This is a genomic window from Vibrio bathopelagicus, from assembly GCF_014879975.1.
Lineage (GTDB): Bacteria > Pseudomonadota > Gammaproteobacteria > Enterobacterales > Vibrionaceae > Vibrio > Vibrio bathopelagicus.
In genome coordinates, this window is sequence record NZ_CP062500.1 from 2,673,598 (window position 1) to 2,698,177 (window position 24,580).

21 protein-coding genes are annotated in these 24,580 nt (G+C 44.2%); 9 read left to right on the forward strand and 12 right to left on the reverse strand.

Annotated features, from left to right (window positions below):
- Window positions 1-28: 28 nt before the first annotated feature.
- From odhB to sdhC, 6 genes are all read right to left on the reverse strand, one after another.
- On the reverse strand, window positions 29-1,237 hold the full coding sequence (gene odhB / locus IHV80_RS11745; RefSeq protein WP_009847318.1) for a 2-oxoglutarate dehydrogenase complex dihydrolipoyllysine-residue succinyltransferase: 1,209 nt from the start codon (window positions 1,235-1,237) through the stop codon (window positions 29-31).
- Between the two features lie 21 nt (window positions 1,238-1,258).
- Window positions 1,259-4,075: a 2-oxoglutarate dehydrogenase E1 component gene (sucA, locus tag IHV80_RS11750; RefSeq protein ID WP_065110959.1), complete on the reverse strand. Its 2,817-nt coding sequence runs from the start codon at window positions 4,073-4,075 to the stop codon at window positions 1,259-1,261.
- 97 nt (window positions 4,076-4,172) lie between these two features.
- Window positions 4,173-4,886, reverse strand: a complete 714-nt coding sequence (locus IHV80_RS11755; protein WP_009847320.1) for a succinate dehydrogenase iron-sulfur subunit — start codon at window positions 4,884-4,886, stop codon at window positions 4,173-4,175.
- Window positions 4,887-4,898: 12 nt separating this feature from the next.
- Window positions 4,899-6,665, reverse strand: a complete 1,767-nt coding sequence (gene sdhA, locus IHV80_RS11760) for a succinate dehydrogenase flavoprotein subunit (RefSeq protein WP_004734214.1) — start codon at window positions 6,663-6,665, stop codon at window positions 4,899-4,901.
- Window positions 6,666-7,013 carry a succinate dehydrogenase, hydrophobic membrane anchor protein gene (sdhD, locus tag IHV80_RS11765; protein ID WP_004734215.1) on the reverse strand — a complete coding sequence of 116 codons (348 nt, stop codon included), beginning with the start codon at window positions 7,011-7,013 and terminating at the stop codon, window positions 6,666-6,668.
- Window positions 7,007-7,399, reverse strand: a complete 393-nt coding sequence (sdhC, locus tag IHV80_RS11770) for a succinate dehydrogenase cytochrome b556 subunit (RefSeq protein ID WP_012604532.1) — start codon at window positions 7,397-7,399, stop codon at window positions 7,007-7,009. Before sdhC ends, sdhD begins: the two co-directional genes overlap by 7 nt.
- A 414-nt stretch (window positions 7,400-7,813) precedes the next feature.
- Here sdhC and IHV80_RS11775 point away from each other — a divergent pair, with 414 nt between their 5' ends.
- Window positions 7,814-9,103, forward strand: coding sequence for a citrate synthase (locus tag IHV80_RS11775; protein WP_004734217.1), 1,290 nt, complete (start codon window positions 7,814-7,816; stop codon window positions 9,101-9,103).
- A gap of 136 nt (window positions 9,104-9,239) precedes the next feature.
- On the opposite strand, the gene IHV80_RS11780 is transcribed toward IHV80_RS11775, so the two are convergent.
- Window positions 9,240-9,998, reverse strand: a complete 759-nt coding sequence (locus IHV80_RS11780) for a Nif3-like dinuclear metal center hexameric protein (RefSeq protein ID WP_192889161.1) — start codon at window positions 9,996-9,998, stop codon at window positions 9,240-9,242.
- Window positions 9,999-10,148: 150 nt separating this feature from the next.
- On the opposite strand from IHV80_RS11780, the gene IHV80_RS11785 reads away from it, so the two are divergent.
- On the forward strand, window positions 10,149-10,907 hold the full coding sequence (locus tag IHV80_RS11785) for a DUF1853 family protein (protein ID WP_192889162.1): 759 nt from the start codon (window positions 10,149-10,151) through the stop codon (window positions 10,905-10,907).
- A gap of 131 nt (window positions 10,908-11,038) precedes the next feature.
- On the opposite strand, the gene pgm is transcribed toward IHV80_RS11785, so the two are convergent.
- Both pgm and seqA read right to left on the reverse strand, forming a co-directional pair.
- Window positions 11,039-12,685 (reverse strand): phosphoglucomutase (alpha-D-glucose-1,6-bisphosphate-dependent), encoded by a 1,647-nt coding sequence (gene pgm / locus IHV80_RS11790; protein WP_192889163.1) that lies wholly within the window; start codon window positions 12,683-12,685, stop codon window positions 11,039-11,041.
- A 92-nt stretch (window positions 12,686-12,777) separates the two neighbouring features.
- The gene (gene seqA / locus IHV80_RS11795; protein ID WP_102340823.1) at window positions 12,778-13,317 is read right to left on the reverse strand and encodes a replication initiation negative regulator SeqA; all 540 of its coding nucleotides are present in this window, start codon (window positions 13,315-13,317) and stop codon (window positions 12,778-12,780) included.
- 93 nt (window positions 13,318-13,410) lie between these two features.
- Here seqA and IHV80_RS11800 point away from each other — a divergent pair, with 93 nt between their 5' ends.
- The 3 genes from IHV80_RS11800 (at window position 13,411) to fldA (ending at window position 15,090) form a co-directional block, all read left to right on the forward strand.
- The gene (locus IHV80_RS11800; RefSeq protein WP_192890767.1) at window positions 13,411-14,172 is read left to right on the forward strand and encodes an alpha/beta fold hydrolase; all 762 of its coding nucleotides are present in this window, start codon (window positions 13,411-13,413) and stop codon (window positions 14,170-14,172) included.
- 108 nt (window positions 14,173-14,280) lie between these two features.
- A complete protein-coding gene (locus IHV80_RS11805; RefSeq protein ID WP_004734223.1) occupies window positions 14,281-14,499 on the forward strand; it encodes a DUF2788 domain-containing protein in 219 nt (72 codons plus the stop codon).
- A gap of 57 nt (window positions 14,500-14,556) precedes the next feature.
- Entirely contained in the window at window positions 14,557-15,090 is a 534-nt protein-coding gene (gene fldA / locus IHV80_RS11810; RefSeq protein WP_017106122.1) for a flavodoxin FldA, read from the forward strand.
- 96 nt (window positions 15,091-15,186) lie between these two features.
- Here the strand turns inward: fldA and IHV80_RS11815 are convergent, their stop codons facing one another.
- Complete coding sequence (locus tag IHV80_RS11815) at window positions 15,187-15,696, reverse strand: DUF4442 domain-containing protein (RefSeq protein WP_192889164.1); 510 nt, start codon at window positions 15,694-15,696, stop codon at window positions 15,187-15,189.
- Between the two features lie 207 nt (window positions 15,697-15,903).
- On the opposite strand from IHV80_RS11815, the gene fcrX reads away from it, so the two are divergent.
- Window positions 15,904-16,353 (forward strand): ferric iron uptake transcriptional regulator FcrX, encoded by a 450-nt coding sequence (fcrX, locus tag IHV80_RS11820; protein WP_004734226.1) that lies wholly within the window; start codon window positions 15,904-15,906, stop codon window positions 16,351-16,353.
- Window positions 16,354-16,522: 169 nt separating this feature from the next.
- Here fcrX and glnS read toward each other — a convergent pair whose 3' ends face one another.
- Together glnS and nagE are read right to left on the reverse strand one after the other, a co-directional pair.
- On the reverse strand, window positions 16,523-18,190 hold the full coding sequence (gene glnS, locus IHV80_RS11825) for a glutamine--tRNA ligase (protein WP_192889165.1): 1,668 nt from the start codon (window positions 18,188-18,190) through the stop codon (window positions 16,523-16,525).
- Between the two features lie 302 nt (window positions 18,191-18,492).
- Window positions 18,493-20,010 (reverse strand): N-acetylglucosamine-specific PTS transporter subunit IIBC, encoded by a 1,518-nt coding sequence (gene nagE, locus IHV80_RS11830; protein ID WP_264158438.1) that lies wholly within the window; start codon window positions 20,008-20,010, stop codon window positions 18,493-18,495.
- A 517-nt stretch (window positions 20,011-20,527) separates the two neighbouring features.
- Here nagE and nagA point away from each other — a divergent pair.
- The 3 genes from nagA (at window position 20,528) to IHV80_RS11845 (ending at window position 24,551) form a co-directional block, all read left to right on the forward strand.
- The gene (nagA, locus tag IHV80_RS11835) at window positions 20,528-21,664 is read left to right on the forward strand and encodes an N-acetylglucosamine-6-phosphate deacetylase (protein WP_192889167.1); all 1,137 of its coding nucleotides are present in this window, start codon (window positions 20,528-20,530) and stop codon (window positions 21,662-21,664) included.
- 2 nt (window positions 21,665-21,666) lie between these two features.
- Window positions 21,667-22,881 carry a DNA-binding transcriptional regulator NagC gene (gene nagC, locus IHV80_RS11840; protein ID WP_017106117.1) on the forward strand — a complete coding sequence of 405 codons (1,215 nt, stop codon included), beginning with the start codon at window positions 21,667-21,669 and terminating at the stop codon, window positions 22,879-22,881.
- 83 nt (window positions 22,882-22,964) lie between these two features.
- Complete coding sequence (locus tag IHV80_RS11845) at window positions 22,965-24,551, forward strand: cation:proton antiporter family protein (RefSeq protein WP_192889168.1); 1,587 nt, start codon at window positions 22,965-22,967, stop codon at window positions 24,549-24,551.
- Window positions 24,552-24,580: the final 29 nt, after the last annotated feature.

The following is a 24,580-nucleotide window of genomic DNA, read 5'->3' on the forward strand; positions in this document are numbered from 1 at the left end:
ACTGGGTTAACTAGACGTTTTAGAGATACTAAACGTCTAATAGCAGACGTGCAGGATCTTCTAGAAGCTCTTTGATTGTAACTAGGAAGCCAACTGATTCACGGCCATCGATTAGACGGTGATCGTAAGAAAGCGCTAGGTACATCATTGGTAAGATCTCAACCTTGCCATCAACAGCCATTGGACGATCTTGGATTTTGTGCATACCCAAAATTGCCGCTTGAGGCGGGTTGATGATTGGCGTAGACATTAGAGAGCCAAATACACCACCGTTCGTGATAGTGAAGTTACCGCCCATCAGCTCATCAACAGTTAGCTTGCCGTCACGGCCTTTGATTGCTAGCTCTTTGATGCCTTTTTCGATGTCAGCGAAACCTAGTGTGTCACAGTCTTTCAGTACTGGAGTCACTAGGCCACGTGGCGTTGACACTGCCATGCTGATGTCGAAGTAGTTGTGGTAAACGATATCTGTACCATCAATCGAAGCGTTAACTTCAGGGAAACGTTTCAGTGCTTCTGTTACTGCTTTCACGTAGAAAGACATGAAACCAAGACGCGTATCGTGACGCTTCTCGAATTGGTCTTTGTATTGCTTACGAAGATCCATGATTGGTTTCATATTCACTTCGTTGAAAGTAGTCAGCATTGCTGTGCTGTTCTTCGCTTCTAGAAGACGGTTTGCAACTGTCTTACGTAGGCGAGTCATTGGCACGCGTTTTTGGCTACGAGCCGCTGCTGGCGCTTCAACTGCAGGTGCAGATGCTGCTGCCGGAGCCGCTTTCGCTGCTGCTAGGTGTGCATCAATGTCTTCACGAGTAATACGACCACCAACACCAGTGCCTTTAACGTCAGCTGGTTGTAGGTTGTGTTCAGCAAGAAGACGACGAACAGCAGGGCTTAGTGCGTCGTTGCTTTCTTCTGTAAGTGCCGCTTTATGGCGCTTATCAGGAGAAGCTTCTGTATCTTCAGTCGTGTCTTTCGTTGGTTCACCAGCGACAGCACCAGGTTTGATTTTCGCAAGAAGCTGCTTAGAAAGTACCGTTGCACCCTCTTCTTCAATGATAGCTTCCAGAACACCCGCTTCAGGAGCCGGTACTTCTAGAACTACTTTATCTGTTTCGATGTCTACAATGACTTCATCACGTGCAACGGCTTCGCCTGGTTTTTTGTGCCAAGTCGCTACTGTTGCATCAGCCACAGATTCAGGTAAATCTGGAACCAGAATTTCAATTGTCATGTCTGTATTTTCCTTTTACTTCTAGTTCTTAAGTAGGGTCAAAGCGTCGTCTACTAACGCTTTTTGTTGTTTCAAATGTACCGACATATAGCCAACAGCTGGAGACGCTGATGCAGGACGACCTGCGTATTGAATATCAGCACCTACTGGGATAGCAGCTCGGAAATTATGTTGGCTACTGTACCAAGCACCTTGGTTTTGTGGCTCTTCTTGACACCAAACGTAATCGACTACATTTGTGTATTGAGCGATTGCAGCTCTCACGTCCTCGTAAGGGAACGGGTAAAGTTGCTCAATACGCACAATAGCGACATCGTCTTGCTCGTTCTTACGTCTTTGATCAAGCAGGTCAAAGTAAACCTTACCTGAACAGAATACGACGCGTTTTACGTTCTCAGGAGCCAGATCATCAATTTCTGCGATAGCTGGTTGGAACGTACCGTCTGCAAGATCTTCAAGAGAAGACGTACACAGAGGGTGACGAAGCAATGACTTAGGTGACATTACAATCAGTGGACGACGCATTGGTCTAACGACCTGACGACGAATCATGTGGTAAACCTGCGCTGGCGTTGAAGGAACAACAACCTGCATGTTTTGTTCAGCACACAACTGAAGGTAACGTTCAAGACGAGCAGAAGAGTGCTCAGGGCCTTGACCTTCATAACCGTGAGGAAGCAGCATTGTTAGGCCACATAGACGCGCCCACTTTTGCTCACCTGACGAGATGAATTGGTCGATAACAACTTGTGCACCGTTTGCGAAGTCACCAAATTGTGCTTCCCAAAGGGTTAGACCGCTTGGCTCTGCTGTCGCATAGCCGTACTCAAATGCCAACACAGCTTCTTCTGACAATACCGAGTCAAACACTTGGAATGGCCCTTGTTTGTCATGAATGTTCGCAAGAGGAACATATGTGCTTGCGTCAGTTTGGTTATGAAGTACAGAGTGACGGTGGAAGAACGTACCACGGCCTGAATCTTGGCCAGAAATACGAATACGCTTTCCGTCATCAACAAGCGTTGCATACGCCAGTGTTTCCGCCATACCCCAGTCGACTTGTTTCTCGCCATTAATCATGGCAGTACGATCGTTGTACAGTTTATTTACACGGCTCTGAAGCTTGTGACTATCAGGGTACTGACAAATTTTTGAACCCAGCTCTTTCAGACGCTCGATATCAATTTTGTTGTCCCATTCGATGTTCCAATCATGACCTAGGTATGGAGACCAGTCGACAGAGTGCATTGCCATTGGGCGCCACTCTTTAACCACAACTTCACCGTGATCAAGAGCATCGCGGTATTCGTTAACGAGTTGAGTTGCAGTATCAATACCAAACTCTCCGCGCTCCATCAGCACATCAGCGTATAGCTTACGTGGTGTTGGGTGCTTCTTGATTTTTTGGTACATCAAAGGCTGGGTTGCATTAGGCTCATCGGCTTCGTTGTGACCGTGGCGACGGTAACAAACCAAGTCGATAACCACATCACGTTTAAATGTATTACGGTAATCCAGCGCTAGACGAGCAACAAAAGCAACCGCTTCTGGATCATCTGCATTTACGTGGAAAATCGGTGCCTGAACCATCTTAGCGATGTCAGTACAGTACATTGTAGAACGAGTATCGCGAGGGTTAGAGGTTGTGAAACCAACTTGGTTATTCACAACGATACGAACCGTACCACCAACACAGAAACCACGAGCAAGTGACATGTTAAATGTCTCTTGCACAACCCCTTGGCCTGCAATTGCAGAATCGCCATGGATAGTAATTGGTAGTACTCGGCTGCCATCATTATCGTCTAAGCGATCTTGACGTGCACGAACCGAACCAATAACTACTGGGTTTACGATTTCTAAGTGTGACGGGTTAAATGCTAATACTAAGTGAACATTCCCACGTGGCGTTGCGAAGTCAGCAGAGAAACCTTGGTGGTATTTCACATCACCGGTTCCCCATGTATCGTCGTGCTTACCCGCAAACTCGTCAAATAGGTCTTGTGGCTTTTTACCAAGCACGTTGACCAACATATTTAGACGACCACGGTGAGCCATACCAACAACAACTTCACGCATACCTTGACCACCGGCATGACGAATAATTTCCTTCGTCATTGGGATCAACGCATCACCACCTTCCAATGAGAAGCGTTTTGCGCCTGGGAATTTAGCACCAAGATAGCGCTCAAGACCTTCAGCAGCAGTTAGCTCTTCTAGGAAAGCTTGCTTTTCTTCTTTATCGAAAGAGGGTTGACCAGAAACAGACTCTAAACGTTGTTGAATCCAACGCTTTTGCTCTGTGTTAGTCATGTGCATGTATTCAGCACCAATCGAACCACAATAAGTTTGCTTTAAAGATTTGTACAAATCTCGAAGCACCATCGTCTCTTGGCCAATAGCATAAGAGCCGACATTAAATGTCTCATTGAGGTCATCTTCGGTAAGAGTGTGGAAAGAAGGATCCAGTTCAGCGACTGTATCTCTTTTCCATAAACCTAGGGGGTCTAGGTTTGCTGCTTGATGCCCTCGGAATCGATAAGCATTAATCAGTTGCAGAACCTTTACTTGTTTCGCATCGACATCAGGATCACTAACTTGGACACTGTAATGCTTTGTTTCTTGAGCGAGTCGACGGAAGTATTCACGAACGCGAGAGTGTGGTTGTTCCACCGTTTCTGAAGCTTGCACAGGCAATTCTTCAAATACGCTTCTCCATTCGTCACTTACCGAGTCGGGGTCACTTAGATACAGTTCGTAGAGTTCTTCTACGTACGTTGCATTGGCGCCAGCCAAGTGTGAAGACTCGAGCCATGCCTTCATCACGCCGTTGTGCATATTTTCCCTTAACCAGTAGTTTTCACGTTTGCTGCGGTCTATGCCGAGCTATTAAAAGGCCGCCCCAAAACTTCTAGGGCGGCAATTTTTATATAACTTAAACCGAACGATTCACTAGCATGGTCTTGATGTGACCAATCGCTTTCGTCGGATTTAATCCCTTAGGACAAACACTTACACAATTCATGATGCCATGGCAACGAAAAACGCTAAATGCATCATCAAGATCGGACAGACGTTCGTCTGTCGCCGTATCTCGGCTATCTATTAGCCAACGGTATGCTGCAAGTAGGCCAGCTGGTCCGATGAACTTATCTGGATTCCACCAAAATGATGGGCATGAAGTCGTACAACATGCACACATAATACATTCATACAAACCATCTAAATGAGCGCGCTCATCAGGGCTTTGTAGGTTTTCACGAGCCGGTGGCACATTGCCATCAGACACTAAGAACGGCTTAACTTTTTCGTAGTTATCGTAGAACTGAGTCATATCTACGATTAAATCACGCACAACAGGCAAACCTGGAAGTGGGCGAATTACGATCTTATCTTGGCCAGAAAGTGCAGACAGTGGCGTGATACACGCCAATCCGTTTTTACCATTCATGTTCAAGCCATCGGAACCACATACACCTTCACGGCATGAACGACGGAATGAAATGGTTGGATCTTGCTCTTTCAAAAGAATAAGCGCGTCCAAAAGCATCATGTCAGAACCTTCTTCCACCTCTAGGGTGTACTCTTTCATGTAAGGCTTCTGGTCCACATCTGGGTTGTAACGGTATAAAGAGAAATTCAGTTTCATGGTCATGTCTCCTTAGTACGTACGTGCTTTCGGCGGGAATGCTTCACGATGGATAGGTTCCATGTTCACGCCACGCTTAGTCATACTTTCTGATTCAGGGTTGTAAAGTGAGTGACATAGCCATTGCTCATCATCACGATCTGGGAAGTCAAAACGAGCATGCGCTCCACGACTCTCTGTACGGAAGTTTGCTGCAACCGCGGTTGCGAATGCCGTTTCCATCAAGTTTTCAAGCTCTAAACACTCAATACGTTGCGTGTTGAACTCTGTCGACTTATCAGAAAGGTGTGCGTTCTTAAGACGCTCACGAATCACTTTCAGCTCTTCTAAGCCGTCAGCCATCGCTTTGCCTTCACGGAATACAGAGAAGTTGTTCTGCATACATTGCTGAAGGTCTTTACGAATTACCGCAGGGTCTTCACCGTCAGTACTGTTTTCCCAACGATTGTAGCGCTCTAATGAACGTTCAATGTCGGCTTCAGTTGCAGGTTTTGCTTCAGCTTGCTTGTTCAAAGTCTCACCAAGGTGAAGACCTGTAGCACGACCGAACACAACCAAATCAAGTAGCGAGTTGCCACCTAGACGGTTTGCACCGTGTACTGATACTGAAGCGATTTCGCCACAAGCGAATAGACCTTGAATTTCAACGTCTGAGCCGTCTTCAGTTTGTTTAATTGCTTGACCAGAAACCTGTGTTGGAACACCGCCCATCATGTAGTGACATGTTGGGATTACAGGAATTGGTTCTTTAACAGGATCAACGTGAGCGAAGGTACGAGAAAGCTCACATACACCCGGCAGACGAGATTCAAGCGTCTCTTTACCTAGGTGATCAAGTTTCAGCTTGATGTGTGGACCCCATGGACCATCACAACCACGACCTTCACGAATCTCAACCATCATCGAACGAGCTACAACATCACGACCTGCTAAATCTTTAGCATTTGGAGCATAACGTTCCATGAAGCGCTCGCCGTCTTTATTGAGAAGGTAACCACCTTCACCACGACAACCTTCTGTTACCAAAACACCTGCGCCAGCGATACCCGTTGGGTGGAACTGCCACATTTCGATGTCTTGCATTGGAACGCCAGCACGAATCGCCATACCAACACCGTCACCAGTATTGATGTGTGCATTGGTTGTAGAAGCGTAGATTCGACCAGCACCACCCGTTGCTAGGATCGTTGCTTTTGCTTTGAAATAGCATACTTCGCCTGTTTCCATACAAAGTGCAGTAGTACCTAAAATGGCACCGTCTTCATTTTTCACAAGGTCAAGAGCATACCACTCAGAGAATACGGTAGTTTTATGCTTGATGTTTTGCTGGTACAGCGTGTGTAGCAATGCGTGACCAGTACGGTCAGCTGCAGCTGCTGTACGAGCCGCTTGCTCACCACCAAAATTCTTAGATTGGCCACCAAACGGACGTTGGTAAATACTACCGTTATCGAAGCGAGAAAATGGAAGACCCATTTTTTCTAATTCGATAACCGACTCAGGGCCATTTTTACACATGTATTCGATAGCATCTTGGTCGCCGATGTAATCAGAACCTTTAACCGTATCGTACATGTGTTGTTCCCAGTGATCTTCATGCGCATTACCAAGAGCAACGGTGATACCACCTTGCGCAGACACAGTATGAGAACGAGTTGGGAAAACTTTAGAAAGCAACGCACAAGATAGGCCTTGCTCAGAAATTTGTAGCGCGGCGCGCATACCAGCACCACCAGCGCCGATTACTACAGCATCAAACTCACGAACAGGAATAGTCACTTACGCACCCCACAAAATAAACAGACCAGAGAAGAAATATCCTAGAAGAACCGCAACAACACCGACTTGAAGACCAACGCGCAATTTTGCACATTTGATGTAGTCAGTTAGTACTTGCCACAAGCCGATCCACGCGTGAACCAAAATTGAAGTAAGCGCTAACATGGTGAACACTTTAGTGAAAGTACCACCAAAGAATTGCGTCCAAGATGCGTAAGAAATATCACCTGAGAAAGCACAGAAGCTCACTAGGTAGATAGTGTAAAGCGTCATAATGATGGCTGTTGCACGAATCAATAGATAATCATGCACACCATTACGACCAAAAGTAGAAACGTTGTTTACCATACTAAGATCCCCGCTAGTAGAGACAATACCGCTGTTGCTGCGAATGCAACCTTCGCGCTCTTAGCGCCAGATTCCAGCTCTTCAAAGTGACCAAGGTCCATAAGAAGGTGACGAATACCACCAGCAATGTGGTAAGCCAAAGCGGTTAAAATGCCCCACAGAATAAACTTCACGAAGAAACCGTCGACAATGTCGCTAGCTTCCATAAAGCCTACAGGGGAAGAGAGGGAAATGGATAGTAACCAAAGCAGAATTCCGATCGCAACAAAAGTAATCACCCCAGACACACGGTGTAGGATGGAAGCTATTGCTGTGATAGGAAAGTGGATGGTCTGTAAATCTAAATTAACAGGTCTTGTCTTTCTTTCTTTCACGGGCTCGCTCACTCAGCTCCATTGAGCATGATGGTCATTAAATAACCTTATGTATTGTTATGGACAAAATTTGATTGCAAACCGTCAAAATTTAACATTAACTTAACAAATAACGTAAGTTGAGCCTTAGATAATTGTAAAATAATTGTTAATCGCTAGGTTTCTGAAGACACCTCACATTTCTTCTTAGCCTTGCATTTATAAGGTTTTAACCAAACTTTTCAGCGCCACTATACGGCTGGCAACATTCTAATACAATTGATGCAACAAATAATGCTACACAGAACAGATTTTTAACGAATTTAATGTAAAAAACACTAACAAGTGCACACAAAGCTGCAGAAAAATTGACTTTCTCACGTAAGACCAGTAAAAAAATGGCACATAAACATCCTGGACGGATTAATAATAACAAAGGAGATTGTTATGGCGGATAAGAAAGCTACCCTTCATATTGAAGGTCAAGCACCGATCGAATTGCCGATTACAGAAGGTGTACTTGGTACTCCAGTCATCGACGTTCGTACACTAGGTTCTAATGGTTTTTTCACTTTTGATCCTGGTTTTCTTGCCACTGCATCTTGTGAATCGCAAATAACTTATATTGACGGTGGAAAAGGTATCCTTCTACACCGTGGTTATCCAATTGATCAACTGGCCAACAACGCTGATTACTTAGAAGTTTGTTACATTCTTTTATACGGCGAAGCTCCTTCTCGAGCTCAATACGAAGAGTTCAAGACGACTGTCACGCGTCACACCATGGTTCATGAGCAAATTGCTAGTTTCTTCCACGGCTTCCGCCGTGATGCTCACCCAATGGCTGTTATGTGTGGTGTGGTAGGTGCGCTTGCTGCGTTCTATCATGATTCATTAGATGTTAATAACGACACACACCGTGAAATTGCGGCATACCGCCTAATTTCAAAAATGCCAACACTGGCTGCAATGTGTTACAAATATTCTATCGGTCAACCATTTATCTACCCGCGCAATGACCTAGGCTACGCAGAAAACTTCCTACACATGATGTATGCAAACCCATGTGAAGAATATGAAGTAAACCCTGTTGTTGCTCGCGCAATGGACAAAATCTTTACGTTACATGCTGATCACGAACAGAACGCTTCAACGTCAACAGTTCGTTTAGCAGGTTCTTCGGGTGCAAACCCATTTGCCTGTATTGCGGCTGGTATCGCTTCTTTGTGGGGCCCTGCTCACGGTGGTGCTAATGAAGCTTGCCTAATGATGCTTGAAGAGATCGGTAGCGTAGACAACATTGAAGAATACGTAGCAAAAGCAAAAGACAAAGATGACCCATTCCGCCTAATGGGCTTTGGTCACCGTGTCTACAAGAACTACGATCCACGTGCAACGGTAATGCGTGAAGCGTGTCACGAAGTACTTAAAGAGCTAAACATTCAAGATCCACTACTTGACGTAGCAATGGAACTTGAGCGCATCGCTCTTTCTGATGAGTACTTTGTATCGAAGAAACTATACCCGAACGTAGATTTCTACTCAGGTATCATTCTGAAAGCGATTGGCATTCCTGTATCAATGTTCACAGTAATCTTCGCGATGTCTCGTACTATCGGTTGGATTGCACACTGGAACGAAATGCACAGCGATCCGACGAACCGTATCGGTCGTCCTCGTCAATTGTACACTGGTGAAGAACAGCGTGATTTCCAAGCTCTACACGAGCGCGAATAGTAAGGTTTAGACTTTTCTAATCGATTAAAATCAAAAAGGGTTGATGTATTAACATCAACCCTTTTTTGTCTTTCAAGATTTTCTACCACTTCAATGAAGCTACAAATATCCAGACAAGCATAAACTCTCAGTGTGGCTATACAGGATTATCAATATCGATAAATTCAACATCTAAACCATGCTCTTTCTCTAGCCACTCACCTAATGCCTTCACGCCATAACGTTCTGTTGCATGGTGGCCTGCCGCAAAGTAATGAATATCTTGCTCACGTGCTGAGTACGTTGTTCGCTCTGAGATCTCACCAGAGATAAACGCATCAATGCCTTGAGAAGCCGCTAACTCAATGTAGTCTTGACCACCACCGGTACACCAACCGACAGTAGTAATCAATTTATCTTGGTTTTCTGGAGTAATGTGTAACGGCTTACGGTTCAAAGCTTGGTCAATCTTTTCTGCGAACTCAGCACCTGTCATTGCCGTTTTCAACTTACCGAACATCGCAACAGATTGTGGGTGCCCTTCTAAACCGCCTTCGACTTCGATATCAAGCAATTCAGCAAGCTTAGCGTTGTTACCTAACTCAGGATGAATATCAAGAGGCAAGTGGTAACCCAAAAGGTTAATGTCGTTTTTAATCAAAGTTCGAATGCGCTTGCCTTTCATACCACGAATCGCTTCTGACTCACCTTTCCAAAAGAAACCATGATGCACGAGCAAAGCGTCTGCATTCAGCTCTACAGCTCTGTCTATAAGTGCTTGCGAGGCAGTGACACCGGTAACGATGCGCTTTACTTCTGACGCACCTTCAACCTGTAAACCATTCGGGCAGTAATCTTTAATCTGCTGTGGTTGCAGTTTTTCGTTAAGTAGCTTTTCTAATTGTAAGTTATTCATTTTTATTTCCAGCTTACCTTTATAATAACGTCGTTATATCAATTTACGGGTAGAATGTCGAAAGCCCCAAGGCTATGTTTATAAAGAGCTACATTTATGAAGAACTGAGCTCTTTATAAAAAACAGATGATTGAAGTTTATGAGGAATAGATGACAGCACTGCAACGTTTTTACCAATGGGTTATCGACTCGCCACCGTTACTGGAAATCAAACCACCCGTTTCTGATCTCAGAGCCTTCTCAAGCCCTCATACCATCGATTCATCACATACATACAATGGTAATCCTAGGCTAGGTTTCCTATACCAGCATCTATGTGAACAAGTCATCGTTGCTTCGGATAATTATTCGATCAAGTACGATGAGATTCAGATTAATGTTGAGGGGAGAACACTCGGTGCTATCGACTTTATTCTCGAAGAACAGAGCAGCCGAAATCTGCAACATTGGGAAGTGGCGATTAAGTTCTACCTACTCCATCAACAGACATGGTTTGGTCCTAACTCTCACGACCAATTGGATAAGAAGCTCGATCGAATGCTTAGCCACCAGCTGGGTATGTCGTCTTCAACAGCCTTTGTTGAGCAATATCCAAAGATCGACGTCGACTCAAAGCACCTTTTGATGCAAGGTCGTCTATATACCAACCCATTCTTAGATCAAAAAGTACCTACTGAATGTTTGGGTTACGACATTAATTCAAGCCAAATCAACGGTTTTTGGTGTTATCAAAACCAAGCCCATTTAATTACTGAAGTGCTCTATCCTCTCACCAAAGAACAATGGGCAGCTGGCACTGATGACTTCACCTGTGAACCTATCACCGCGTTCGGTGACCGCTTCGTTCATGGGCAAACCAAATCAGGGCAGTTTTGGTTTGTGATGCCACAAAGTTGGCCGCACGGATAATCTACTTAGTTGCTTAGCAATTAAACTACTTAGCCTTAGCCGCTTTACCCACAAACTGATAAAAAAAGGGCTGATGCTTTCACATCAACCCTTTCACTATTTACTTGATGACTCTACTAATCTGTATTCGATTATAGGCCAGCGGCTGCAAATACTTGATTAACAATCTCTTGAGCTTCTGCTTCGATTGCTTTTAGGTGCTCTTCACCTTTAAAGCTTTCACAGTAGATCTTGTAGATGTCTTCAGTGCCTGATGGGCGAGCAGCAAACCAACCGTTCTCAGTCGTCACTTTTAGGCCACCAATCGCAGCGCCATTACCTGGAGCATGCGTTAGGCGTGCAGTAATCGCATCGCCAGCAAGTGTTTCAGCAGAAACCATCTCTGGAGACAACTTCTTCAGCACGTCTTTTTGTGCGCCATTTGCTACCGCTTGAATACGGTTGTACTTAGATTCGCCGTGTTTAGCAGCAAGCTCTTCGTAGTATTCTTGTGGGTTCTTACCCGTAACTGCAGTGATCTCAGCCGCAAGTAGACAAAGAATCAGGCCATCTTTATCTGTTGACCACGGTGTACCGTCTTTACGTAAGAAAGATGCACCTGCACTCTCTTCACCACCGAAACCAAACTGACCGTTATAAAGGCCATCAACGAACCATTTGAAACCAACTGGCACTTCGCAAAGCTCGCGACCTAAATCAGCAACAACGCGGTCAATCAGAGCACTTGATACCAGTGTCTTACCAACAGCAACGTCTTTGCCCCAACCTTCACGGTTACGGTATAAGTAGTCGATACACACTGCTAGGAAGTGGTTTGGATTCATTAGGCCTTTTGGCGTAACAATGCCGTGGCGATCGTAATCTGGGTCATTACCAAACGCTAGTTGGTAGTCGTCTTTAAGAGCCAGTAAACCTGCCATCGCGTATGGAGAAGAGCAGTCCATACGAACCACGCCGTCTTTGTCTAGAGACATAAACTGGAACGAAGGATCAACCGCTTCACTTACAAGAGTAAGATCTAAATTGTACGCTTTACCAATTTGACGCCAGTAATCAATACCGCTGCCACCCAGTGGATCAACACCAATTTTGATGTTTGCTTTCTGGATCGCTTCCATATCAACAACGTTAACCAAGTCAGCAACGTATGGTGCAACCAGATCCACTTCTTTTACTAACTCAGACTGCTTAGCCTGTGCGATAGGAGTGCGTTTAACGCCTTGCATTTGCTCAGCAATGATCACGTTCGCACGGTCTTCAATTGCTTGAGTCAATTCAGCCTCAGCTGGACCACCATGTGTCGGGTTGTATTTAATACCGCCGTCTTGAGGTGGGTTATGCGAAGGCGTGATAACAATGCCGTCCGCTTTTTTATCATTCACTCGGTTGTGCGTAAGAATCGCGTGCGAGATACCTGGTGTTGGAGTAAAGCCATTTTTTTCTTGAATAATAACTTCAACGCCGTTCGCTACAAGCACTTCGATAACAGTAGAAAACGCAGGCTCAGAGAGAGCGTGAGTATCTTTACCTAAGAAAAGTGGGCCTGTTGTACCCTGCTCAGCACGAACCTCAGCAACCGCTTGTGCGATCGCGAGAATGTGGTTTTCGTTAAATGTTGATTTGTCTGCTGTACCGCGATGACCTGAAGTACCGAACTGTACTTTGTGATCAGGGTTAGTAGCATCCGGCTGCTGTAAGAAATAGTTAGCCACTAAAGCCGGAATATTATGAAGATCTTCCTGCTGAGCTTTCTGCCCGGCACGAGGGTGCATAGCCATTTTTCGACATCCTTATATATAAAATTTAAAAACAAAAAAACCTCATAATATCTTCTTATCCATGGATATTATGAGGTTTAAATCAGATTTCGTTAAATTGAACCTGTTACTTTTTCTATCAATTCTGCTTGGAAACTCATGCGGCTCATAAGCTGCTCAACCATCTGTCTTTTACGGCTTGTATTGTTATTAGTAATAACCCAAAAAGGACTTTGTGGAATGGCTTTAGGCTTAGTGGTATTACCATTTGCAAGTAATGTCTCTTCATTGTCTGCAAAGTAAACACGCTTACGGCCTTTCACTTGAGTTGCTTCAGAAAAGCTTTCAGCGTCAATTTTATGCAGTGTCGATAACACCAGCATGAAACGATCAATGGCTTTCTTTAATGATGCAAACTCATCTGATATTAGTAATGAGCGCATTTCTTTAACGCCATCGAACTTCTCTGGAGTAAAGCCTACCTCTTTGCTAACAACGATACCTTTTGGCTCAACGCTCTCTTTGAACGGAACCATGCCTGGGCGATCTACTTGTAACAAGCGGCGCAGAATATCTGAAGCGCTTTCGCCAATACGTTCTGTCTGACCCGCGATATAACGGTATAGGTCTTCATCAACCTCAATTGTTTTCATTCGCTTTTCACAATCTCAATGTTTAAACTCAGGGGGATTATAGCGAGATCCGCGCGGATACTCTACGTCAAACCCACCATGAATAAGATAAAAATGTCAGTACAGCTCAACTATAAAATAGAAGGTGCGGGTCACACCATTGTTTTGATCCATGGATTATTTGGTAATCTGGACAACCTTGGCTTGCTGGCTAGGGATCTAAAAGCCGATCATCAGGTGATCAGCATTGATCTTCGTAACCACGGTCAGTCCTTTCATAGCGATACTCACGACTATAAAGCAATGGCACAAGACGTTGCTCAGCTGTTGGATGATCTTGAACTAAAAGATGTCACTGTAATCGGTCACTCTATGGGTGGAAAAGTCGCGATGGCGCTTACCCAGCATCTTGAATTAAACAAGCTGGTTGTGTTGGATATGGCTCCGGTTGCCTACACCCAAAGTAGTCACGACAACGTATTCGCAGGCCTACAAGCGGTGATCGAAGAACAACCAACGTCACGCTCAGACGCGCTAAAGGTTCTCGCAAAACATATCGAGATAGATGGGGTTCGCCAGTTCCTAACCAAATCTTTGTTCAAATCAGAACAAGGCATCATGGAATGGCGATTCAACGTTGCGTCACTGCTCGCCAATTACTCGCAGATCATTGGTTGGAAACCGATTGATAAAACCTCGGTCAAAACCTTGCTTATAAAAGGTGGGGATTCTGATTACCTCACCGCTGAGCACCAAACCGCCGTTCAACAGCAATTTTCCAACGCAAAGGCACATGTTATCGCCAATACCGGACACTGGTTACACGCGGAAAAACCAGCCGAAGTGCTCCGTGCAATCAGAAAATTCATCGCTTAAATATGTTGATTCGTCGATATAAATGAGAGCTGTGTAATCACAGCAGATTAACTTTATCTCACAAGAGTGATATAGTGCGCCCAAGCAAATTTGGTATATAAGGTTCCCATGCTTTACGACTACATGAACATCATTGAATCTATTGGTTTAGATCTTCTGTTTGCCGCGATTTTCTTTCTAATCGGAATGGCAATTAAAGACGTTCTAAAGGAAGGAAATGTTCCAGCATTTGGTCGTCGCATCGTATGGTTAGTACTTTTCCTTGGCTGCGCAGGTTTTATCGCAAAAGGGATAATCCAGCTAAGCTGGGAAGGAACTGGAATCTAACGATTTCCTCCGAACTTTATTACACCGACAACAGACAAAATTAAAGGTAATGATTCTATGGCAAGTGTAGGTCTCTTCTTTGGTAGCGATACAGGTAACACTGAAGCTGTTGCTAAGATGATTCAAAAGCAATTGGGCAAGCAGCTCGTTCAAGTTCAAGACATTGCAAAAAGCAGCAAAGAAGATATCGATAACTTCGATCTACTGCTGCTTGGTATCCCTACGTGGTACTACGGCGAAGCACAATGTGATTGGGATGACTTTTTCCCTGAGCTAGAAGCTATTGATTTCTCAACGAAGCTTGTTGCTATCTTTGGTTGTGGCGACCAAGAAGATTACGCAGAGTACTTCTGTGATGCTATGGGTACTATCCGTGACATCGTTGAAGCGAAAGGCGGTACTATCCTAGGTTACACATCAACTGAAAGCTACGAATTCGAAGCATCGAAAGGTTTAGTTGAAGGTGATGACAGCCAATTTGTTGGTCTATGTATTGACGAAGATCGTCAACCAGAATTGACTGACGAGCGCGTAACTAACTGGGTTAAACAAATCCACGAAGAGATGTGCCTAGCAGAGCTAGAAGACTAATTCTCTCGTCGTTATTAATTGTTACAATTAATAACGACAGTATAGATACGAAAAAACCTCCATCTTGGAGGTTTTTTTGTTATTTAGGCTTACAGATTAACATTCCGCTTCGAGTGCTTCGTCGTCATCTTCTCTGAATTGAGGCTTCTTTCTCACATATAGGGTTCGTTGTATTTCTGATACCACATTCCCCTTGTTATCTTTTACGTAGATAATAAACTCAGGAAAGCACTTCTCCCCTAACTGAGTTTGACGATAAATATCATCAAGTTGACCTTGGCTTATCTCGAAATCAGCGTACAAGTCAGACTGCCCTGGCTTGATAAAGTTGATGCTTGCTTCTTTATCCCAAACATAATATCGCTCACCTAAAATACCCATTAACATCAAAGAGTAAACAGGATCGGTTAGGGAAAATATACTGCCGCCATATTGAGTACGATTGGCATTTTTATTCCACCAACGTAACTTAAGCGCTGTCTTTACTACCCTAAAATCAGCGCTGATATGAGCTATCTTAATACCAGCCCCCCAGAAAGGAGGCCAAATGTTGAGAGCGAATTTTACGATGTTTGGTTTATATATTCTTGCAAGTTGCTTATTCATAACAACATTCCGTGTTCATATTAGAATTACCGCCACCTTAACTGGTCGTACCTCCACTATAAGTGAGATACTTCCAATTTACAAAACAGATTGTGATGTCAGTGAGTAACCCTTTGAAGTTCGTGGTTTATTGTTATGCCTGACTAAACTATAATGGTATTAATATTGAATTCTGTTAATTGCTGCAGATCATCAACAGGAAAGTATATGTCAGACAATAATCAAGCTCTAAAAGATGCTGGTCTTAAAGTGACCCTCCCACGGCTCAAAATTTTAGAAGTATTACAACAACCAGACTGCCAACATATTAGTGCTGAAGATTTATATAAAAAGCTGATCGACTTAGGTGAAGAAATCGGCCTTGCGACCGTTTATCGCGTACTGAACCAATTCGATGATGCTGGCATTGTAACTCGCCACCACTTTGAAGGTGGTAAGTCTGTATTTGAACTTTCAACACAGCATCACCACGATCACCTAGTATGTTTAGACTGCGGTGAAGTTATCGAATTCTCTGATGATCTTATCGAAGAAAGACAAAAAGAAATCGCTCAACGCTACAACGTACAGTTAACTAACCACAGTTTATACCTGTATGGTAAAAGCATCACTGGGGATTGCAAAGGCAACCCAGACGCACACAAAGCGAAGAAATAACTCAGAACGCTGGCTAAGGCCGGCGTTTTTTATTTGGGCTCATACGGTATTAGGTTTCACATCAGCTTGACCCACAATTTGTTATTTTATCCACATACAAAAAAACCGGCTCTAGGCCGGTTTTTTATTAAGCATATCTTGAGAAACTAAGCTTTAGGAAAACGAGCGATTAAGCTTCAGCTTTACCCCAAGTGTCACGTAAGCCAACCGTACGGTTGAATACTAGCGCGTCTGCTTTAGAGTCTTTCGAATCTACACAGAAATAACCTGTACGTTCAAACTGGTACGCTTGCTCTGCCACGCCTTCTGCTAGGCTAGGTTCAACAAAGCCGTTTAGCGTAACAAGTGACTCAGGGTTAAGCGTTGCAGCGAAATCATCAGCAACGGCTGGGTTTGCCACTGTAAATAGACGATCATACAAACGAATCTCAGCAGGCAGTGCTTTATCAGCTGATACCCAATGGATAACGCCTTTCACTTTACGGCCATCTGCAGGGTTCTTACCTAATGTTTCATTATCGTAAGAACAGAAGATAGTCGTAATGTTGCCTTCTGCATCTTTTTCGATACGCTCAGCTTTGATCACGTAAGCACCACGTAGACGAACTTCTTTACCTAGAACCAAACGCTTGTACTTTTTGTTTGCTTCTTCACGGAAGTCGTCACGCTCAATCCAAACTTCGCGTGTAAATGGAACTTCACGAGTACCCATTTCTGGCTTGTTAGGGTGGTTTGCCACTGTCAATGTTTCTACTGTATCAGCGTCGTAGTTTTCAATCACGACCTTGATCGGATCAAGAACAGCCATTGCACGAGGTGCATTTTCGTTCAGATCATCGCGGATACAAGATTCAAGTGAACCGAACTCAATCATGTTCTCTTGCTTAGTCACACCAATACGCTTACAGAACTCACGGATAGAGCTTGAAGTAAAACCACGACGACGTAGACCAGAGATAGTTGGCATACGTGGGTCGTCCCAACCTTCAACTAGGTTTTCAACCACAAGTTGGTTCAGCTTACGCTTCGACATTACCGTGTATTCAAGATTCAGACGGCTAAACTCGTATTGACGAGGTTGGCAATCAATCGTGATGTTATCTAGAACCCAATCATACAAACGACGGTTATCTTGGAACTCAAGAGTACAGATAGAGTGCGTAATGCCTTCTAACGCATCAGAAATACAGTGCGTGAAATCGTACATTGGGTAAATGCACCATTTATCTGCAGTCTGGTGGTGGTGAGCAAAACGAACACGGTAGATCACTGGATCGCGCATAACCATGAAAGATGAGCTCATATCGATCTTAGCACGTAGACATGCTTTGCCTTCTTCGAAGCCACCGTCTCGCATTTTTTCAAATAACGCTAGGTTTTCTTCAGGGCTACGATCGCGGTATGGGCTCGCTTTACCTGGCTCTTTTAGCGTGCCACGGTATTCACGGATCTGCTCAGGACTTAGCTCGTCAACATACGCTAAGCCTTTATTAATTAATTCCACAGCATAAGCGTAAAGCGTATCGAAGTAGTTTGATGAGTAACAAATATCACCAGACCATTCAAAACCTAACCAACTTACATCATTCTTAATTGACTCAACGTATTCAACGTCTTCTTTTTCAGGGTTTGTATCATCGAAACGAAGATTACATTGTCCCTGGTAGTCCTGAGCAATACCAAAGTTCAAGCAAATAGATTTAGCGTGACCAATGTGCAGGTAGCCATTTGGCTCCGGCGGGAAACGAGTATGCACGCTACTGTGTGTACCATCCGCTAAATCTTTATCGATAATTTGGCGAATGAAATTCGATGGACGAGCCTCAGCTTCACTCATCTATAGCACCTCTATGTATTTAGTATTGTCAGGGAAAGTTATCTTCCATACCCAAGAAAAAGGCGGCTTTTGCTGCCTATCAAAGATAGAAAGATCATTGTTGCTAATCATCCACAATTCTTCGCCTTTGCACAATAAGAACCATCAGTTAATTGTGATTATTTCTGCTAATCGATGAAGAATAGAACGAACCTTGTTCACTGGCCTTAAATGACAGGCACAAAAAAGCCTCCCGTGTGGGAGGCTTTCAATTTGAAACTTAGTTAAGAACCGTTGTTACGTCTTAATAAGTACTTCCTATACTACGGAAGTTTTACATCAGATAGGTCTTCACCTGCACCGATAGCTTTCATTTCGCCAGCGACGATTTCAGCTAGTGGGCCTAGGATAACCTGTAGGTTGTTCTCACCTAGTTTAACCACACCTTTAGCGCCAAGTTTCTTAAGAACAACTTCATCAGCGATAGAGCGGTCTTTAAGAGTTAGACGTAGACGAGTGATACAAGCATCGATTGAAGTCAGATTTTCGTGACCACCTAGAGCTTTCAGGTATTGACGAGCAACGTCACCTTTTGGCGCATCACCAGCAGGAGCTGCTGCAGCTTCGTCGTCATCTTCACGACCTGGCGATTTCAAGTTGAAAGCGCGGATTGCGAAAGAGAAAGTGAAGAAGTATAGAGCACCGAATGCTAAGCCAATCAATAGTAGAGTGAATGGTTTAGTTGCTAGACCCCAGTTCAATACGAAGTCGATTAGACCAGCAGAGAAACCGAAACCGTGCAGAGTACCAAACATGTTTGCCACTACTAGAGACAGACCTGTAAATACAGCGTGCATTGCGTATAGAGCAGGAGCTAGGAATACGAACATGAATTCTAGCGGCTCTGTGATACCTGTTAGGAATGAACAGAATGCAACTGAGAACAGTGCGCCACCAACTTGGCTACGTTTTTCAGCAGGAGCAGCTAGGTACATTGCAAGTGCAGCACCAGGTAGACCGAACATCATTACTGGGAAGAAACCGTTCATGAATACGCCAGCACCTTTATCGCCACCGAAGAAACGGTGTAGGTCGCCAGATTTAACTGTATCAGTCACTTCTTTAACAACAGTCGTAATCTCTGGAGTTACTGAGTTAGCGAATGTGAATGTGTGCTCTTGGCCAACAACTAGAGTTTTCGCTAGTGAAGGGTCAACACAAAGTTGAGTGATGTTAGCGAATGCGCCTTGACCAGCAACAACGATTTCTTGACATGTACCCATACCGAACCAGAAGTATGAGTTCAACACGTGGTGTAGACCTACAGGGATTAGTGCACGGTTAAGAGTACCGTAAACGAATTGGCCAACAGCACCAGACGTTGATACCGCATGAGCTAGTGCATCTAGACCAGATTGAATACCAGGCCAAACCACACCAGACACAGCACCTGCAACAAGTGCAAATAGACCGGCCATTATAGGCACTAAACGTTTACCCGCGAAGAAAGCCAGCCACTCAGGAAGGCGTGTTGCGTGGAAAGCGTTGTAAGAGTGACCCGCGATGATACCTGCGAAGATACCGCCGAAGAATGACATATTAACGTCAGCATTGATTGTCGTTGCTGTCGCTGTTAGTACGAAGTAAGCAACTGCACCAGCAAGACCCGCTGCGCCGTTACCGTCTTTAGAAAGACCAATCGCGATACCTAGACCAAATAGCAGTGGTAGGTTACCGAAGATAGCACCACCAGCTTCTGCCATGAATGGAATATCAAGTAGATCGCCTTGACCTAAACGTAATAGAAGCGCCGCAATCGGAAGCGTTGCGATAGGTAGCATTAACGCCTTACCCAGCTTCTGTGCATATCCTAGAATATTCACCAGTTGTTTCCCCCTATAGGATTTTTAGAATTCGTTTGAGAAACTTATTTTAGTCGCTCAATTTAGTCCTATTCAGTGTATTCAATTAATTTTGCTCCGCAAATTAAAAGCTTACCATTTGTGATCCTAATCACCAGTTTTTACCAAATCCAGAGGTTTTTGCTAGCGAGATCATAAAACTTATTTTATCATTCAAAAAAATGAACGTTTATAGATAAAATTGAAATCTAATTACTAGGCCTAAACAGCGGTATTCGAAGGTGGTAACACCCTAAGAATAGCTTCTAACACTAAGCCTAGCTGTATAATAAAAACCAATTGTTCATATATTTTTCAACAAGTTAAATACGCTTCACACTTAGAAGCCGTTTGCCTAAAAAGATAAATCGTTACGTAAATGATGCTCGCAAACTAAGTCCACATTTAGGTAACGAATAGAATTTTAAAGATCTCACGATATAAGGATTAGCTGACTATGTACGCGCTAAGTAACTGTAAAATTTACACTGGTAGTGATGTTCTCACTGATCATGCTGTTGTAATCGAAAACGAACTGATCAAAAAAGTCTGTCCAATCTCTGAATTACCAGAAGGCATCGAGATTCGCGACCTAAATGGTGCGAACCTAAGCCCAGGTTTCATTGACCTACAACTGAACGGTTGTGGCGGTGTAATGCTGAACGATGAGATCACTGCAGAAACCATGCAGATCATGCACAAAGCAAACCTGCAATCCGGTTGTACTAGCTTCCTTCCAACGCTAATCACTTCATCAGATGAAGACATGCGTGCCGTTATCACGGCAGCTCGCGAGTACCACAACCAATACCAAAACCAATCTTTAGGCCTGCACCTTGAAGGTCCGTACCTAAACGTTGCAAAAAAAGGCATCCACAGCGTCGATCACATCCGCAAATCTGATAGCGAAATGATCGAGCTTATCTGTGAGAACAGTGACCTTGTTGCGAAAGTAACACTGGCTCCTGAGCTTAACGACCCAGAACACATCGAGCGTCTACGTAAAGCTGGCGTAGTTGTTTCTATTGGTCACACCAACGCAACGTACGCAGAAGCGCGTCAAGGTTTTGAGTCAGGTATTACATTTGCAACTCACCTGTTCAACGCGATGACACCGATGGTTGGTCGTGAACCTGGCGTTGTTGGCGCAATTTACGATACTCCTGAAGTTTATGCGGGCATCATCGCTGACGGCTTCCACGTTGATTACGCAAACATTCGAATTGCGCACAAAATCAAGGGAGAAAAGCTTGTATTAGTGACGGATGCCACAGCTCCTGCAGGTGCTGACATGGAATACTTTATTTTTGTCGGTAAGAAAGTATATTACCGTGATGGTAAGTGTGTTGATGAAAACGGCACACTAGGCGGCTCGGCTCTGACTATGATTGAAGCAGTTCAGAATACAGTTGAGCACGCTGGTATCGCTTTAGACGAAGCTCTTCGCATGGCTACACTATACCCAGCTACGGCTATCGGTGTAGAAAGCAAGCTAGGTCGAATCAAAAAAGGCATGGTTGCAAACCTTGCTGTATTTGACCGAGATTTTAACGTTAAAGCGACTGTTGTTAACGGACAATACGAGCAAAATTAAGTATGAATGGCGGACAAATAGGTAACGTAGATTTAGTTAAACAACTAAACAGTGCGGCGGTATACAGACTAATAGACCAACAAGGGCCTATCAGTCGTATACAAGTGGCTGATGTAAGCCAACTCGCACCGGCAAGTGTTACAAAAATTACCCGCCAGCTTTTAGAGCGCGGCCTAATTAAAGAGGTTGCGCAGCAAGCGTCTACTGGCGGTAGACGCGCTATCTCCCTAACCACAGAAGTAGAACCTTTTCATTCTGTTGCTGTGCGATTAGGTCGAGACTACATTCAAATAAGCCTTCATGACCTTGGTGGTCGTGAATTGGCTTTCTTACAGCAAGACCTTAATTATTCAGATCAGTCAGACCTTACCCAAGGCTTGGTGAATAACTTGAAGGCTTTCATTGCTGAACACCAACCAAAGATCGATCAGTTGATCGCGATTGGCGTGACTCTACCAGGCTTGGTAAACCCGACAACAGGTGTTGTTGAGTACATGCCAAACACAGATATCGACAACTTGGCTTTGAGCGACATTATTCGTGACACATTCCATGTCGCTTGTTTTGTTGGAAACGACGTTCGAGGAATGGCGTTAGCTGAGCATTACTTCGGCGCAAGTAAAGACAGCCAAGACTCTATTCTTGTCAGTGTTCACCGTGGTACTGGCGCAGGCATCATCGTTAATGGTCAGGTTTTCTTAGGCCATAACCGTAACGTGGGTGAAATTGGTCACATCCAAATCGACCCGCTAGGAGAGCAGTGCCAATGTGGTAACTTCGGTTGCCTTGAAACTGTAGCGGCAAACCCTGCCATTGTAGAACGAGTTCAAAAACTCATTAAACAAGGTTACGAGTCTTCGCTAACAGAGCTTGAACACATCACTATCCAAGACGTTTGTGATCATGCTATCAATGGTGATGAACTTGCTAAGCAAAGCTTGGTTCGAGTGGGCAATCAGTTAGGTAAAGCTATCGCAATGACGATTAACCTGTTTAATCCTCAAAAAGTCATCATTGCCGGTGATATTACGAAGGCACAAGAGATTGTTTTCCCTGCAATTAAGCGCAATGTAGAGAATCAGTCGTTAACGACTTTCCATAGCGGCCTGCCTATTGTAGCATCACAGATCGATAAGCATCCCACGATGGGAGCTTTTGCAATGATTAAGCGTGCCATGCTCAACGGTGTGCTACTTCAAAAGCTACTCGAAGACTAAAGAAAACCATTCTGATTTTCCGCGGGCCGTGTTTGTATAAACACGGCCCGTTTTTTTAAGCTAGGGAACAACAACAACAAGTTATGGAACTTATATTAATATCCACTGCGTTTATCGCAGGATTTATTGCTTTAAAGTGTCACCTTCCCCCATTGGTCGGCTTTTTGGTCGCAGGCTTTGGGCTCTTTGCTCTGGGTTTTGAAACCAATGACACCATCATCACTTTGGCTGATCTAGGTGTCACCCTACTCCTCTTTACTATTGGCTTAAAACTCGATATTAAAACCCTGCTCTCTAAAGAGATCTGGGCTGGCGCTACAATCCACAACCTTTTATCCACTCTGTTTTTTGCAGTCGCCCTGTTTGGTTTTAAATTCCTAGGTATTTCATCACTGGCAGCCATGTCGATAGAACAGATCGTCCTACTCGGTTTTGCCCTCTCATTCTCTAGTACCGTATTCGCGGTTAAGTCTCTGCAAGAGAAAGGGGAAATGAATGCGACCTACGGAACGTTAGCGATTGGTATTCTAGTCATGCAGGATATTTTTGCGGTGGTCTTTTTAACGGCTTCAACAGGAAAAATGCCAGAATGGTATGCCATCGCACTGTTCGCCTTACCGTTCTTACGTCCATTATTCTACAAAGTACTCGATTGGGTTGGTCACGGTGAGATGTTGGTTTTGTTCGGCATCTTCTTCGCGTTAGTCGTTGGTGCAGGCTTGTTCCAATTCGTCGGTATAAAGCCCGACCTAGGCGCTCTTATCCTAGGTATGTTGCTTGCTGGTCACCCGAAAGCCTCTGAGCTGTCGAAGTCACTATTCAACCTTAAAGAACTGTTCCTTGTTTGTTTCTTCTTGAACATTGGCCTTTCAGAGCAGCCAACCATTCAAGGCTTTATGCTAGCCGTCTTGTTCTTATTATTACTGCCAGTGAAAGGCGTTCTTTACTTCTTAGTACTTAACCGCTTTAAGTTCCGTGTTCGAACATCTCTACTCACTTCACTATCACTGTTTAACTACAGTGAATTTGGCCTCATTGTTGGTGGCCTTGCCTTTAAGATGGGTTGGATGTCTGGTGATATCTTGGTTGCCGTGGCTATTGCGGTTTCACTGTCGTTCTTGATCGCTGCACCTCTGAACCGAGCTGGTCATAAGCTTTATCAACAATCTGGTAAATGGTTAAAAGAACATGCTGCAGAAAAGCTTCACCAACGTGATAAACGAATTGACCCGGGTCGTGCTCAGGTTCTGATTCTTGGTATGGGACGCATTGGTACTGGTGCCTACGACGAGCTCCGTTCACGCTACGGCAAAGTGAGTTTAGGTGTCGAGGTTCGTGAAGAAGCTGCACATAACCATAGAAGCCATGGGAGAAATGTGATTTCCGGTGATGCGACTGACCCCGATTTCTGGGAACGCATCTTAGATACCGCAAACGTAAAGCTGGTGATATTGGCAATGCCTCACCACCAAGGTAACCAAACCGCTTTAGAGCAATTGAAGTCGCGTGACTTTAAAGGCCAAATTGCCGCGATTGCTGAATACCCAGATCAACTAAAAACATTAAAAGAAAACGGTGTCGATGCAGCGTTTAACATTTATAGCGAAGCAGGTAGCGGTTTTGCTCGCCACGTTTGTGAGCAGTTAAACCCAAACATCAGTAAAATCTAGCCCTAAACATTATCTAGTTAACCTCTCAA